Origin of the sequence: Pseudomonas pergaminensis (genome assembly GCF_024112395.2) — a bacterium.
Taxonomy (GTDB): domain Bacteria; phylum Pseudomonadota; class Gammaproteobacteria; order Pseudomonadales; family Pseudomonadaceae; genus Aquipseudomonas; species Aquipseudomonas pergaminensis.
The window spans coordinates 4321397-4335637 of record NZ_CP078013.2 but is presented as its reverse complement, the minus strand read 5'-3'; the positions used below and the strand labels follow the sequence as shown (position 1 = coordinate 4335637).

Below are 14241 nucleotides of genomic sequence, written 5' to 3'. Positions count from 1 at the left end.
TTCACTGCCCACCGTAGGAGCCGGCAAGCCGGCTCCTACGGAGGAAGGACAGTGTCAGGAAGAGGGCTGCCAGCCGCCACCCAACGCGGTCACCAGCCCGACGCTCGCCTGTAACTGCCGGGTCTGCACCGCCTGCAAGGTCCGCTGCGCTTGCAACGCTGCCGTCTGCGCCGTCACCACGTCCAGGTAGCTCACGGCCCCGGCCTGGTAGCTGTTCATGGCCAGCGCTTGGGTGTGCTGCGCCGCATCCGCCGCCGCTTGCTCATCCTGCGCCTCCTGCTGCAAATCGCGCAGTTGTGCCAGGTTGTCTTCCACCTCGCGCACGGCCTTCAGCACCTGGCTGCGGTAGTGCGCCGAGGCTTCTTCAAACTCGGCCTTGGCCTGGCGTTCATTGGCGCTCAAGCGCCCGCCATCAAAGATCGGCAAGTTCACCAACGGCCCCAGCGCCCAATAGCGATTGCTAGCGGACAACAAGTTACCAACCCCTTGGGTCTGGCCGCCGATCAAGCCGGTCAGGCTGAAATCCGGGTACCACGCCGCCTTGGCCACGCCGATATTGGCGTTGGCGGCAAACACGCGACGCTCCGCCGCCGCGATGTCTGGCCGGCGTTGCAGCAGATGGCTCGGCAACTGCGACGGGATGCCCGGCAGTGCGATCAGTTGCTGGCTCGGCGGCACGCTGAAGTCACTGGCCGCCACACCCACCAACTCACCCATGGCGTGTTCAGTAAGATTGCGCTGCCCGCGGACTTCATCCAGTTGCGCCTTGGCTTCGGCGAGTTGGTTTTGCGCGCGGGTGAGGTCCAGCTCCGAAGCAATCTGGCCCTCATACCGACTGCGGGTCAGTTGCAGTGCCTGGCGGAAATCCTCCAGCGAACTGTTGAGAATCCGCGCCTGTGCATCCAGCCCATTGAGTTGCACATACAGCGTCGCCAACTGATGTTGCAGGCTCAGGCGCGCCACGGCCAAGTCATCGCCGGACGCTTGTGCCTGGGCGTCGCCGGCCGCGACCTGGTTGCGGATTTTGCCCCACAGGTCCAGGTCATAACTCAGCGAAAACCCCGCCGTATTGCTGTTGTACACCGACGGCTGCGTGGTCCCCCGCAATGGCCGCGAGTCTGATTGACGCTGGCGCAATGGCTGCGCGCTGGCGGTGATCTGCGGGAACAGCCCGGCATGCAGCTGGCTGGCATACGCCTGGGAGGCATCGAAGTGTGCCAGTGCCGCCGCCAGGTCCGGGTTGGCCTTGAGCAGTTGCTGTTGCAGGTCGTTCAGGCGCGGGTCGTGGTAGAGGGTCCACCAATCGGGCGCCAATGAGTCGGAGGGCTGCGCGCTGTGCCACGGGCCATCGCTGGTCTGTTCGCGGTAATTCGCGGGCAGGTCAAGTGACGGCACTGTGTAGGTGGGCGCCATCGAGCAACCCTGCAACGCCAACAGCATCAACGCCGCGAGGGGCTTAAGCCTTGGGCGCATGCGTACCTCCAGAAGCGTCGGCCAGTTGTACCGGGTCGCCTTCTCGCAGGGCGTCGGGCGGGTTGTCGACCACGCGGTCGGTGGGTTTCAGGCCTTGGTCGATGACCAGGCGTTCGCCCAGGTCGAGGCCGATGTGGATGTCTTGCAGGTGCACATGATTCTGCGCATCCAGCACCGCCACCTGGGTGCCTTGGGCGCGGAAGATCAGCGCGCTGGCCGGGATGCTCACGCCATGGGTGTCCGCTGGAATCGGCAGGGTGGCTTCGGCGTAGTCGCCGGGCAGCAACTCGCCATTGGGGTTGTCGGCGACGAACTGCGCGAGCAGGGTGCCGGAGCGGCGGTCGATGGCGGTGGAGTCGCCGATCAGGCGCGCCTTGAAATGCTCGCCGGGGTGCTCGGGCACGGTCAGCTCGGCTTCGAGGCCTGGGTGAATGACCGCCGCATAGTTCTGCGGCACTGGCACATACAGGCGCAATTGGTGGGTGTCGGCGATGTTGAACAGCTCCGGGTCGCTGTCGGTATCGGCCTTGATCAACTGGCCGATGTCGGTGTTGCGTGCAGTGATGGTGCCCGCGAATGGCGCGCGGATAGTCTTGAAGCTTTCCAGTGCCGTAAGCCTGGCGTAATCGGCAGCGGCGGCTTCGGCGTTGGCTTTGGCGGCAGCGGCGTTGGAGGTTTTTTCATCGGCCTCCTGGCGCGACACCGAGTGACTGGCCAGCAGGTTCTGCCAGCGGGTGGCGGTGGTGGCGGCCAGGCGTGCATTGGCCTGTTCCTGCACCAGCCGCGCATGGGTTTGGGCCAGTTGTTGGTCGAGGTCGGGGCTGTCGATCTCGGCGAGGATCTGCCCGGACTTGACCTGGGTGCCGATGTCGGCTTTCCAGTCCTTGAGGTAGCCGCTGACGCGGGCGTGGATCGGCGCCTTGCTCCAGGCTTCCAGGTGCGCCGGCAAGCGCAGGGTGTCGCCCGCGGCATTCTGCTGCGGTTGGAACACCATCACTTGCGGGACGGCGGCGGTCTCGGTCCAGGCGGTGACCGATTGTTCGTGCAATGTGCGGGCGTGCAGGCCGTTGGCGACCAACAGGGCGGCCAGGGTCAGGCCGCCGACACCCATGAGCATCAGACGCTTGCGCGAGGGTTTGTGATCAGACGACATGAGACGTTTCTCCAGCAGTTGCGCGAGTAGGGTGACGACCGTGGACCAGGCTGAAGACCACGGGGACAAACGACAGGGTGGCGGTGGTGGCGAGGATCAGGCCGCCGATCACGGCGCGGCCGAGCGGGGCGTTCTGCTCTTCGGAAATCGCCAGGGGCAACATGCCGATGATCATCGCCAGGGCGGTCATGCACACCGGGCGGAAGCGCGTGTAACCGGCTTCAAGGGCGGCCTTCAGTGCATCACCATGTTCGGCCAGGCGTTCACGGCAGAAGCTCACCACCAGGATCGAGTTGGCGGTGGCGACGCCCATGCACAGGATCGCGCCGGTCAAGGCGGGCACCGACAAGGACGTGCCGCTGAGAAACAGCATCCACACAATCCCCGCCAGGGCCGCCGGCAAAGCAGTGATGATCACGAACGGGTCGACCCACGACTGGAAGTTGACCACGATCAGCAGGTAGATCAGCACCACCGCACCGAGCAGGCCGAAGCTCAGGCCGCTGAAGGCTTCATGCAGCGCGTCGATCTGCCCATGCAGGCTGATCACCGCGCCTTTGGGGCGCATGGATGCGGTGTCGTCCAGCACTTTTTGCACGTCGCGGGCCACGCCGCCGAGGTCGCGGCCTTGCACGTTGGCGTACAGGTCCAGGGTCGGTTCGATGTTGTAGTGGGTGACCACCGCCGGGCTTTGCACGCGGGCAATAGTCGCCACGCCGCCCAGGATCTGCGACTGACCGTCAGCGCCGGTTACCGGCAGGGCTTCCAGTGAGGGCAGGCTGTCGAGGCGGTATTGCGGCGTCGCCGCTACGATGGAGTAGGACACGCCGTTGGCCGGATTGAGCCAGAAGGTTGGCGCCACCTGGGAGCTGCCGGCGAGGGAGGCGACCATGCTGTTGGTCACGTCACGCTCGGTGATGCCTAGGCCATTGGCGCGCATGCGGTCGACGTTCACCTGCAGCGACGGGTAGCCGGTGGACTGCTGGATACGCAGGTCGGCAATGCCCGGTACGTGCTGCAAGCGACGCTCAAGCTCCACCGCATAGGCACGGTTTTCTTCATCGCTGCGCCCGGAGATTTTCACGTCCAACGGGGCCGGGGCGCCAAAGTTGAGGATCTGGCTGCTGATGTCCGCCGGCAGGAAGGCGAAGTGGCTGCCGGGGAAACTTTGCGGCAAGGCTTCGCGCAGTTTTTTCACGTAGTCGGCGGTGGGGGCGTGGTCTTTTTTCAGGGTGACCTGGATATCGCCGTCCTGCGGGCCGATGGTGCCGCTGCTGCTGTAGGCCATGTCGATGCCGCTGAGCGGGATGCCAATGTTATCGACGATGGTGTCCAGCTCTTCGGCGGGAATGACTTCACGAATCCGCGCTTCGATGCGGTCGAAGGCGGCGGCGCTTTCTTCGATACGCGTGCCCAGTGGCAAACGCACGTGAAGGGCCAGGGCGCCTGCATCGGTGGCCGGGAAGAAGTCTTGGCCCAGGCTGGGCAACAGCAGGAAGGACGCCAGGACACAGGCCAGGAAACCGACGATAAAACCCTTGCGGTTGCCCAGGGCCAGGGTCAGCAGGCCGTGGTAGGTGTCACGGATATTCGAGAAGTGGCGCTCGAAACCTTGCTGGAAATTCAGCACCGATTGCAGCACCGCGTTGCGTGGTGTTGTGTGCTGCTCGCCCTCGTGGTGGTTGATGAACGCATCTTCCGGATGATGCCCTGCACCGGCCTCGGGCATGTGCGGCTTGAGCAGGAACATCGCCAGGGTCGGCACCAGCGTACGCGAAAGGATGAAGGAGCTGGCCATGGCAAAGATCACCGCCAGGGCCATCGGCCGGAACAGGTAGCCGGCGATGCCTTGCAGCAAAAACATCGGCACGAACACGATGCAGATACACAGCAGCGAGACGAACGCCGGCCCGACAATTTGCGCGGCACCGTCGAGGATCGCAGTCTTCACCGCCTTGCCTTGCTCCAGGTGCCAGTTGATGTTTTCGATGGTCACCGTGGCGTCGTCCACCAGGATCCCCACCGCCAACGCCAGCCCGCCGAGGGTCATCACGTTGAGGGTTTGCCCGCTGACCGCCAGCAGCGCGATGGCCGACAGCACGGCCAGCGGAATCGAGGCGGCGATGATCAATGTCGAACGCCAACTGCCGAGGAACAGCAGGATCATCGCGCTGGTCAGCAACGCGGCGATGATGCCTTCCTGGGCCACGCTGCCCACCGATTGCTTGACGAACACCGAGGCGTCGCCGAGCAGCGAAGTCTTCAGCGACGGCGGCAGGGTTTCATTGATGCGCGGCAGCATCTGGCGGATGCCGTCGATGATCGACAGGGTCGAGATGCTGCCGTTTTTCAGCGCCGGCATCAGTACCGCGCGGTGGCCGTCGACGCGCACGATATTGGTCTGCGGCGGCGAACCATCGCGTACGTGGGCCACTTGGCCGATGGTGATCAGCGCACCGTCGACGGTCTTGATCGGCAGGTCGTTGAGTTCATCGATGGCCTTGGGGCTGTTGTTGAGCAGGATCGTGTATTCGTTCGGGCCTAGTTTGGCGGTGCCCACCGGGATGATCTGGTTCTGCAACGCCAGGGCATTGCCCACGTCCTGGGCCGACAAGCCTTTGGCGGCGAGCGCCTGCGGGTCGAGGTCGAGGGTGATCTGGCGTTGCTTGCCGCCCATGGGCGTGGGCATGGCCAGGCCGGGCAGGGCGCTCAGCGGCAGGCGGATATTGTTCTGCACCAGGTCGCGGATCTTCGCTTCCGAGAGGCTCGGGCTGGAGAACGCCATCTGCAGGATCGGCACCGTCGAGGCGCTGTAGTTGAGGATCAGCGGCGGCGTGATGCCCGGGGGCATTTGCTTGAGTACGGTTTGTGACACCGCCGTCACCTGGGCGTTGGCGGTGCGGATATCCACGCCAGGCTGGAAAAAGATTTTCACGATGCCCATGCCGGGCAGCGATTGCGATTCGATGTGTTCGATGTCGTTGACGGTGGTGCTCAGGGAGCGTTCGTAGGTGTAGATCACCCGACCGGCCATGGCGTCCGGCGACAGGCCGTTGTATTGCCACACCACGGCGACCACGGGGATGCCGATATCCGGGAAAACGTCAGTGGGGGTACGCAGGGCCGCCATCGGCCCGATGATGCAGATGAATATGGCCAACACGATAAACGTGTACGGCTTTTGCAGTGCGGTCTTTACCAGCCCGAGCATGCGTGAACCTCCAGAGGAGCAGGATTGCAAACCCCGGCAGTCTCACGCGACCCACCTAACACGCACCTTTCAGCCAGGTGAAGGAACATTTAGGTAGGCGCTGAAGATCGTTTCATATGTATTCATTTGTTCTACACAGGTCTGCTCCCCAAGCTTGTAACCCATCGGACACATGTCCTGCTTTGGAGCCCTGCCATGTCACTCAAAACCCAGTCACTCAAAACCATTTCACTCAAACCACTGCTGTTGATTCCCGCCCTCGGTGCCGTGCTGTTGTTGTCGGCGTGCGCCGGCCCGATCCCCAAGGCTGACCCGAGCGAAGCGTGGATCGGTCTGAAAGAAGAAGCACCGAACGACCTGATGGCCGAGCGTGTAGACGGCAAGCGCGTGGATGACGGGCGCTTTTTTGAAGTGCCGCCGGGCGACCATCGCTTGGATGTAACGCTGTTCGAAGAAGAACCGGGCGACGACAACCAGCAGGACTGCCAGGGTCGCGTCGAATACAAGCACTTCAAGGCGGGTGAGCACTACACCCTGGTGGAATCCAGCCTCGGCACCACCGTGCGCGCCGCCTTGATGGATGGCCACGGCAAGGAAGTCGCGGCGACTCAGGACTTCAATTGCATGCCTGGCTAGGCGTGATGCACTGCCGCCTTATGGGGCTTGGCAGGTGCAGCGGGTTTGACGTGGGGGTGATGGTGCCGGCGGGTTATGCGCAACACCCCCCACAACATGGCGCCGGCAACCGCCAGCCAACCGCAGATCAATAGGAAAATCGTTGTTGCAAGGCTCATTCGGGCCTCCTTTCGCCCCGTCCGGGGCACACACAGTCTTCTCAATGGACAGTCTAGCTACCTGACCGTTGCCTGCTATTGACCAATGGTCGTGTCCTTCCAACTTCTTTGCTCTATCCATTCCCTTTACTAAGCCCGCGGGCTATACCCACGTGGCCGGGCGTCCTATGATCAAGGCCCTTACCGGCAGTTGATCAAGAGAGTAGAAAATTGCGGTTACGGTCGAACCTTAAAACATCCGTTCTATTGGCCTGCGCCCTGGGGCTTGCGGCCTGTTCCGCGACGCCGTCGAAACTGGCGGGCCTGCCGGAACGTGTCGAACTCAATGGCGTGCCGACGTTTCGCAGCGAGGCTTATCAGAGCGGTCCTACGGCATTAGCCAGCATGCTGTCGCAACAAGGCATTGTCATGACACCGGGGTTGCTGGATAAGCCGCTGCACCTGCCGGGCGGCGAAGCGGACCTTGAGCGCAACATGCAGGTGCTGGCGCGCGAGTACGGGCTGATGGTGTACCCGGTGGACGCCAAGCTGACAGCGGTGCTGGCACAGGTGGCGGCGGGTTATCCAGTGATGGCGCGAATCGGCGGCGGGCTGTGGTCGGACGCGCGCTACGTGGTTGTGGTGGGTTTCAATCAACAGAAAAGCACGGTGTTGCTGCGCTCGGGCATGGACCGGCGGTTGTTGATGAGCTTCAGCGACTTTGAGTCAAAGTGGAACAGCGCCGGAAGTTGGGCGATCCTCACCCAGCGCCCGAGCCAGTTGCCGGCGAATGTGGACGCGCAGCGCTGGCGGGATGCGGCCAACGCGACGGGCCAGGCGGGGCAGGAGCGCGCGGCGGCGCAGGCGCTGAAGGTGCTGGCGGAACGCAAGTAAACAACACACCAACGCTCCAGTGTGGGAGCGGGGTTGTGTGGGGGCCGGGCTTGCCCGCGATGCAGGCACTGCGGTGTTCCAGTTACACCGCAGTGATGCGATCGCAGGCAAGCCAGCTCCCACACACGCCAGCTCCTGCATCAGTGTGTGATCAGCGACGTACTTCGGCGGCGTTAGGACGGTTTTTCAGGTTCTTGTCAGCCTTGTAGCGCAACGCCACATCCGGCACCGAACCGCTTTTGCCGGTCTCGACCCAGTTGCGAATGCGGCTGGCATCGGCAAAGTGAGTGAATTTGCCAAAGGCATCCAGGATCACCAGCGACACCGGACGGTTGCCCATGCTGGTCACCAGCACCAGGCAGTGGCCGGCCTGGTTGGTGAAGCCGGTCTTGGTCAGCTTGATGTCCCAGTTGGCGCGGTTGATCAGGTGGTCCGTGTTAGAGAAGCCCAGGGTGTAGTTGGGCTTGCGGAACGACACAGTCTTTTCCTTGGTGGTGCTCAGTTGGCTCAGCAACGGGTAGTGACGCGCGGCGGCCAACAATTTGCTCAGGTCGCGGGCGGTGGACACGTTGTGGATCGACAGGCCCGTGGGTTCGACATAATGCGTGCTGGTCATGCCCAGCGCCTTGGCCTTGGCGTTCATCGCGGCGATGAAGGCTGCATAACCACCCGGATAGTGGTGGGCCAGGCTCGCGGCGGCGCGGTTTTCCGAGGACATCAGGGCGATCAGCAGCATTTCCTTGCGCGGCATCTGGCTGCCGATCTTCACGCGCGAAAACACGCCTTTCATTTCCGGCGTGTCGGTGATGTTGATATCGATGTACTCATCCATGTTCTGCTTGGCTTCGAGCACGATCAGGCCAGTCATTAATTTGCTCACCGAAGCGATGGGCACCACCACGTCCGGGTTGCTGGAATAAATGACCTTGTTGGTCTGCAGATCCACCAGCATGGCGCTGCCAGAGGCGATTTGCAGCTTGGACGTATCACGCGGGGCCTGGGTGGTTTCGGCGGCGTGCGCGAAGTGGCCTGTGAAAGCGAAAAATAGGCTGATGATAGAAAGACGAATTTTCACGCGGATGAACTCGCTAAAAAAGTAAGGAAATACCGTTCGGAAACGGGTTTTTGATAAATGCCGTTACATTTTAGGAGTATGGATCAGAAACTGTCGAATGTTCTTCTAGAACCGGACGAAAGTGCTTAAAAACTAAGAAAAAACAGGTTTTATTGCGGGCAATAAAAAGCCCTGCGATAAAGCAGGGCTTTTTCAGTACGCCTGGTTATTAATCGTGCAGGGTTTCGGCGGCGTACAAGGTGTTCTCAAGCAGGCAGGCGCGGGTCATCGGCCCGACACCGCCTGGCACTGGAGTGATCCAGCCGGCGCGGGGCAGGGCGGTTTCGTACACCACGTCGCCGACCAGCTTGCCGTCGTCCTGGCGGTTGATGCCTACGTCGATGACGATGGCGCCTTCCTTGATCCACTCACCCTTGACCAGGCCCGGCTTGCCGGCGGCGACGACCACCAGGTCAGCGCGGCCAACGTGGCCGGCAAGGTCCTTGGTGAAGCGGTGGGTGACGGTCACGGTGCAGCCGGCCAGCAGCAGTTCCATGGCCATCGGGCGACCGACGATGTTGGACGCGCCGACGACCACGGCGTCGAGGCCGTACAGGTCGACACCAGTGCTTTCCAGCAAGGTCATGATGCCTTTCGGGGTGCACGGGCGCAGCAGCGGGATACGCTGGGCCAGGCGGCCGACATTATAAGGGTGGAAACCATCGACATCCTTGTCCGGGCGAATGCGCTCCAGCAGTTTGGAGGCGTCCAGGTGCTCGGGCAGTGGCAATTGGAGCAGGATGCCGTCGATCGCCGGATCGTCGTTGAGGCCGTCGATCAGGTCGGTAAGGGCCTGCTGGGTGGTCTCGGAAGGCAAGTCGTAGGCCTTGGAAATAAAGCCGACCTCTTCACAGTCTTTACGCTTGTGCGAGACATAAACCTGAGAGGCAGGATCGCTGCCGACCAGGATCACCGCGAGGCCCGGCGTGCGCAGGCCTTGCTGGCTGCGCTCGGTGACTCGTTTGGCGATCTGCTGGCGCAGGCTGGCGGCGATTGATTTGCCGTCGATAAGTTGTGCAGTCATTACGCGTGATTAACCATCGAGAGGGGGAAGAAAAGTGCGCGCATTCTCGCATGCCAGGACGTGAGGGCAAAGGCGCTTGGTCTGCAAATTGCCCTAACCCCTTAAATAAAATCAGTTTTTTTCAAAAAAGATTTGACGGGTTTCGAGGGCGTCTATACTATTCGTCGCACTTGTCGGGCACAGCCTAGCACTGGTTAAGAAGGTCGAGCAGAATGGCGTGTTGTTCTGCAAGGCTGGAAGCACTTAGTTTGTAATCCTCCAAGAGTACAGATTAATCAGGCGCCCGTAGCTCAGCTGGATAGAGCATCCGCCTTCTAAGCGGATGGTCGCAGGTTCGAGTCCTGCCGGGTGCGCCATCAGGCAGCTTTGGCACAAGTAGCGCTATATGGTGGGCGTAGCTCAGTTGGTAGAGCACGGGATTGTGACTCCCGTTGTCGAGGGTTCGATCCCCTTCGTCCACCCCATATTTTTAAAAGGCGCCAGATTAATCGTCTGGCGCCTTTGCTTTAAGAGCTTCAAGCGCGGATGTGGTGGAATTGGTAGACACACTGGATTTAGGTTCCAGCGCCGCGAGGCGTAAGAGTTCGAGTCTCTTCATCCGCACCAAATAAAGCTTGGCCCCGTTGAAAAACAGGGTAGGGCTCAACAAAGAAGAAGTGGTTTGGTTTCTTTGTTAACGCAATATGGTGGGCGTAGCTCAGTTGGTAGAGCACGGGATTGTGACTCCCGTTGTCGAGGGTTCGATCCCCTTCGTCCACCCCATATTCGAAAGGCGCCAGATTTAACAGTCTGGCGCCTTTTTTGGTTTTAGCGGTTCGAAATATCCAGCGCCTGCAGGTAATGGGGTGCGACGGCAGGGCGTTTCATCGTATTTGTGTATCTCGATGATGCTGCGCTGCCAGCCAGCCCTGTTTGCGGGGTTGGCCGTCAGGGAGATGGATGACGACTTCTTCTATATATAGAAGGGGCGGCGCAGAGCCCTGGCGTGATGGGCTGTATTTGTCACCGGGGCGGGGTGCATCAGTGCCTTCGTACCGATAAATTGCCGGCTGTTTTCGGGCGTATTTCCAGTAGGGTGACTTCTTGAGTTTGACCCACTAGAATGCATGCCCTTGATTGGGGTCGGAAATGGCCGGCTAACGTCTGTGCAACGAGGAATATCCATGCAAGTTTCTGTTGAAAATACTACTGCTATCGAGCGTCGCCTGAGCATCACCGTGCCGGCTGAGCGCATCGAGACTGCGGTCAACAAGCGTCTGCAGCAGACTGCCCAAAAGGCCAAGATCGCTGGTTTCCGTCCAGGCAAAGTGCCAATGAGCGAAATCAAGCGCCGTTTTGGTGCCGATGCGCGCCAGGAAGCTGTGGGTGACGTGATCCAGGCTTCTTTCTACGAAGCGGTCGTTGAGCACAAGCTGAACCCGGCTGGTTCGCCGTCGATCGAGCCTAAGTCGCTGGAAGCTGGCAAAGACCTGGAATACGTTGCCGTATTCGAAGTGTTCCCTGAGTTTGAAGTGGCCGGTTTCGACGGTATCGCCATCGAGCGCCTGAGCGCCGAAGTGGCTGATTCGGACCTGGACAACATGCTGGAAATCCTGCGCAAGCAGAACACTCGTTTCGAAGTGGCCGACCGTGCTGCCCAGAACGAAGACCAGCTGAACATCGATTTCGTTGGCAAGGTTGACGGCGAAGTGTTCGCTGGTGGCTCCGCCAAGGGCACTCAGCTGGTGCTGGGTTCCAACCGCATGATCCCGGGCTTCGAAGACGGCCTGGTTGGCGCCAAGGCTGGCGAAGAGCGCGTTCTGAACCTGACTTTCCCTGCTGACTACCAGAACCTGGACCTGGCTGGCAAAGCCGCCGAGTTCACCGTGACCGTCAACAGCGTGTCCGAGCCTAAGCTGCCAGAGCTGAACGAAGAATTCTTCGCCCAATTCGGCATCAAGGAAACCGGTATCGAAGGCTTCCGCACCGAAGTTCGCAAGAACATGGAGCGCGAGCTGCGTCAGGCCATCAAGTCCAAGGTCAAGAACCAGGTCATGGACGGTCTGCTGGCCGCCAACCCGATCGAAGTGCCTAAGGCTCTGCTGTCCAACGAAGTGGATCGCCTGCGCGTTCAAGCTGTTCAGCAGTTTGGTGGCAACATCAAGCCTGACCAACTGCCGGCCGAGCTGTTCGAAGAGCAAGCCAAGCGCCGCGTCGTGCTGGGCCTGATCGTGGCTGAAGTGGTCAAGCAGTTCGACCTCAAGCCTGACGAAGACCGCGTTCGCGAAATGATCCAGGAAATGGCCTCGGCCTACCAGGAGCCTGAGCAGGTTGTGGCTTGGTACTACAAGAACGATCAGCAACTGAACGAAGTGCGTTCGGTTGTGCTGGAAGAACAAGTTGTGGATACTGTTCTGCAGAAGGCTAAGGTGACCGATAAAGCGGTCTCTTACGAAGAAGCAGTCAAACCGGCGGAAGCAGCACAAGCCGACTGATTGTCCAACTCGTTGGAAAATTCAACCATAAGCCAGCCTCGCGCTGGCTTATGCGTTTTCAAGACATGACTATTTGGGAGTAACTGCAGAGCATGTTCCGTAATTCCTATATTCAGCAGAACTCTGATATCCAGGCCGCTGGCGGCCTGGTCCCGATGGTTGTCGAGCAGTCCGCTCGTGGCGAACGCGCCTACGACATCTACTCGCGCCTGCTCAAGGAGCGAGTGATCTTTCTGGTGGGCCCCGTAGAGGACTACATGGCCAACCTGATCTGTGCGCAGCTGCTGTTCCTTGAAGCGGAAAACCCGGACAAGGACATCCATCTCTACATCAACTCCCCAGGCGGTTCGGTCACTGCAGGCATGTCGATCTACGACACCATGCAGTTCATCAAGCCGAACGTATCGACCACCTGCATCGGCCAAGCCTGCAGCATGGGCGCGTTCCTGCTGACCGCAGGTGCGGAAGGCAAGCGTTTCTGCCTGCCGAACTCGCGCGTGATGATTCACCAGCCATTGGGCGGTTTCCAGGGCCAGGCTTCGGATATCGAAATCCACGCCAAGGAAATCCTGTTCATTCGTGAGCGTCTCAACACGCTGATGGCCAAGCACAGCGGGCGTACCCTGGAAGAAATCGAGCGCGATACCAATCGCGACAACTTCATGAGTGCCGAAGCGGCCAAGGAATATGGGCTGATCGACGCAGTGATCAGTCAGCGCCCCGCTTAATATAAGCTGCTCAAAATAGGGCTGGTCGGCATGCCGACCACTGGCGGGCTTGAAAAAGCCCGCATAAGCCTTCATCTTGTGTTGCAAGCCTATCGGATTTGGATCGAACGAATGACTGACACCCGCAACGGCGAGGACAACGGCAAGCTGCTCTATTGCTCCTTCTGTGGCAAAAGCCAGCATGAAGTACGCAAATTGATTGCCGGCCCCTCGGTGTTTATCTGCGACGAATGCGTCGACCTGTGCAATGACATCATCCGCGAGGAGGTGCAGGAAGCCCAGGCCGAAAGCAGTGCGCATAAATTGCCTTCGCCTAAAGAAATCAGCGGCATCCTTGATCAGTATGTGATTGGTCAAGAGCGTGCAAAGAAGGTTCTGGCCGTAGCGGTGTACAACCACTACAAGCGCTTGAACCAGCGTGACAAGAAAGGCGACGAAGTTGAACTCGGCAAGAGCAACATCTTGCTGATCGGTCCTACAGGTTCGGGTAAAACCCTGCTTGCAGAAACCCTCGCTCGCCTACTGAACGTTCCGTTCACCATCGCCGACGCCACCACCCTCACCGAGGCTGGCTACGTGGGTGAAGACGTCGAGAACATCATTCAGAAACTGCTGCAGAAGTGCGACTACGACGTAGAGAAAGCCCAGATGGGTATTGTCTACATCGACGAGATCGACAAGATCTCGCGCAAGTCGGACAACCCGTCGATCACTCGGGACGTTTCCGGTGAAGGTGTGCAGCAGGCCCTGTTGAAACTGATCGAAGGCACGGTTGCTTCCGTACCGCCACAAGGCGGCCGCAAGCACCCACAGCAGGAATTCCTTCAGGTTGATACACGCAACATCCTGTTCATCTGTGGCGGTGCGTTCTCTGGTCTGGAAAAAGTGATCCAGCAGCGTTCCACCCGTGGTGGCATTGGTTTCAGTGCAGAAGTGCGCAGCAAGGAAGAAGGCAAGAAGGTGGGCGAGTCCCTGCGTGAAGTCGAGCCTGACGATCTGGTCAAGTTCGGTCTGATCCCGGAATTCGTTGGCCGTCTGCCGGTCCTCGCGACGTTGGACGAATTGGATGAGGCGGCTCTGATCCAGATCCTCACCGAGCCGAAAAACGCCCTGACCAAGCAATACGCCAAGTTGTTCGAGATGGAAGGTGTAGACCTCGAGTTCCGTACCGACGCACTCAAATCAGTGGCCAAGCGGGCACTGGAGCGCAAGACCGGTGCACGTGGCCTGCGTTCGATTCTTGAAGGCGTGCTGCTCGACACCATGTACGAGATCCCCTCGCAGTCCGAGGTGAGTAAAGTGGTGATCGACGAAAGCGTTATAGAAGGTAAGTCCAAGCCACTGTATATCTACGAAAACAGTGAGCCGGCTGCCAAGGCTGCGCCAGACGCGTAAGC

General features: G+C 60.3%; 11 protein-coding genes and 4 tRNA genes. 9 read left to right on the top strand and 6 right to left on the bottom strand.

Features of this window, described 5'->3' with window-relative positions:
• Positions 1–54: 54 nt before the first annotated feature.
• The 3 genes from KUA23_RS19520 to KUA23_RS19510 are packed head-to-tail and all read right to left on the bottom strand — an operon-like array spanning position 55 to position 5837.
• Complete coding sequence (locus KUA23_RS19520; protein ID WP_100490259.1) at positions 55–1473, bottom strand: efflux transporter outer membrane subunit; 1419 nt, start codon at positions 1471–1473, stop codon at positions 55–57.
• Positions 1457–2626, bottom strand: coding sequence for an efflux RND transporter periplasmic adaptor subunit (locus KUA23_RS19515; protein WP_252992683.1), 1170 nt, complete (start codon positions 2624–2626; stop codon positions 1457–1459). Before KUA23_RS19515 ends, KUA23_RS19520 begins: the two co-directional genes overlap by 17 nt.
• On the bottom strand, positions 2616–5837 hold the full coding sequence (locus KUA23_RS19510; protein ID WP_252992682.1) for an efflux RND transporter permease subunit: 3222 nt from the start codon (positions 5835–5837) through the stop codon (positions 2616–2618). Before KUA23_RS19510 ends, KUA23_RS19515 begins: the two co-directional genes overlap by 11 nt.
• Before the next feature lie 225 nt (positions 5838–6062).
• Between KUA23_RS19510 and KUA23_RS19505 the strand changes: the two genes are divergently transcribed.
• On the top strand, positions 6063–6473 hold the full coding sequence (locus KUA23_RS19505) for a PA0061/PA0062 family lipoprotein (protein WP_100492435.1): 411 nt from the start codon (positions 6063–6065) through the stop codon (positions 6471–6473).
• Here KUA23_RS19505 and KUA23_RS19500 read toward each other — a convergent pair.
• On the bottom strand, positions 6470–6631 hold the full coding sequence (locus KUA23_RS19500; RefSeq protein ID WP_178076807.1) for a hypothetical protein: 162 nt from the start codon (positions 6629–6631) through the stop codon (positions 6470–6472). The genes KUA23_RS19505 and KUA23_RS19500 overlap by 4 nt on opposite strands.
• A gap of 210 nt (positions 6632–6841) precedes the next feature.
• On the opposite strand from KUA23_RS19500, the gene KUA23_RS19495 reads away from it, so the two are divergent.
• Positions 6842–7504 (top strand): peptidase C39 family protein, encoded by a 663-nt coding sequence (locus tag KUA23_RS19495; RefSeq protein WP_099492946.1) that lies wholly within the window; start codon positions 6842–6844, stop codon positions 7502–7504.
• Between the two features lie 151 nt (positions 7505–7655).
• Here KUA23_RS19495 and pbpG read toward each other — a convergent pair whose 3' ends face one another.
• Positions 7656–8579 (bottom strand): D-alanyl-D-alanine endopeptidase, encoded by a 924-nt coding sequence (gene pbpG / locus KUA23_RS19490; protein WP_078049281.1) that lies wholly within the window; start codon positions 8577–8579, stop codon positions 7656–7658.
• 208 nt (positions 8580–8787) lie between these two features.
• Complete coding sequence (gene folD / locus KUA23_RS19485; protein ID WP_078049280.1) at positions 8788–9642, bottom strand: bifunctional methylenetetrahydrofolate dehydrogenase/methenyltetrahydrofolate cyclohydrolase FolD; 855 nt, start codon at positions 9640–9642, stop codon at positions 8788–8790.
• 279 nt (positions 9643–9921) lie between these two features.
• On the opposite strand from folD, the gene KUA23_RS19480 reads away from it, so the two are divergent.
• From KUA23_RS19480 to clpX, 7 genes are all read left to right on the top strand, one after another.
• Positions 9922–9998 (top strand) — tRNA-Arg (locus tag KUA23_RS19480).
• A gap of 32 nt (positions 9999–10030) precedes the next feature.
• A tRNA-His gene (locus KUA23_RS19475) sits at positions 10031–10106 on the top strand.
• A gap of 57 nt (positions 10107–10163) precedes the next feature.
• Positions 10164–10248, top strand: a tRNA-Leu gene (locus KUA23_RS19470).
• A gap of 80 nt (positions 10249–10328) precedes the next feature.
• Positions 10329–10404, top strand: a tRNA-His gene (locus KUA23_RS19465).
• Positions 10405–10805: 401 nt separating this feature from the next.
• Positions 10806–12116, top strand: a complete 1311-nt coding sequence (gene tig, locus KUA23_RS19460; protein WP_058423916.1) for a trigger factor — start codon at positions 10806–10808, stop codon at positions 12114–12116.
• A gap of 92 nt (positions 12117–12208) precedes the next feature.
• The gene (gene clpP / locus KUA23_RS19455) at positions 12209–12844 is read left to right on the top strand and encodes an ATP-dependent Clp endopeptidase proteolytic subunit ClpP (protein ID WP_034107269.1); all 636 of its coding nucleotides are present in this window, start codon (positions 12209–12211) and stop codon (positions 12842–12844) included.
• A gap of 111 nt (positions 12845–12955) precedes the next feature.
• Complete coding sequence (clpX, locus tag KUA23_RS19450) at positions 12956–14239, top strand: ATP-dependent Clp protease ATP-binding subunit ClpX (protein WP_010209414.1); 1284 nt, start codon at positions 12956–12958, stop codon at positions 14237–14239.
• The last annotated feature ends 2 nt before the right edge of the window (positions 14240–14241 follow it).

Excerpts from the sequence above, each read along its gene's own strand:
- KUA23_RS19510 (WP_252992682.1), bottom strand. The coding sequence starts at position 5,837 with ATGCTCGGGCTGGTAAAGACCGCACTGCAAAAGCCGTACACGTTTATC.
- KUA23_RS19520 (WP_100490259.1), bottom strand. The coding sequence starts at position 1,473 with ATGCGCCCAAGGCTTAAGCCCCTCGCGGCGTTGATGCTGTTGGCGTTG.
- KUA23_RS19515 (WP_252992683.1), bottom strand. The coding sequence starts at position 2,626 with ATGTCGTCTGATCACAAACCCTCGCGCAAGCGTCTGATGCTCATGGGT.
- KUA23_RS19500 (WP_178076807.1), bottom strand. The coding sequence starts at position 6,631 with ATGAGCCTTGCAACAACGATTTTCCTATTGATCTGCGGTTGGCTGGCG.
- folD (WP_078049280.1), bottom strand. The coding sequence starts at position 9,642 with ATGACTGCACAACTTATCGACGGCAAATCAATCGCCGCCAGCCTGCGC.
- tig (WP_058423916.1), top strand. The coding sequence starts at position 10,806 with ATGCAAGTTTCTGTTGAAAATACTACTGCTATCGAGCGTCGCCTGAGC.
- clpP (WP_034107269.1), top strand. The coding sequence starts at position 12,209 with ATGTTCCGTAATTCCTATATTCAGCAGAACTCTGATATCCAGGCCGCT.
- clpX (WP_010209414.1), top strand. The coding sequence starts at position 12,956 with ATGACTGACACCCGCAACGGCGAGGACAACGGCAAGCTGCTCTATTGC.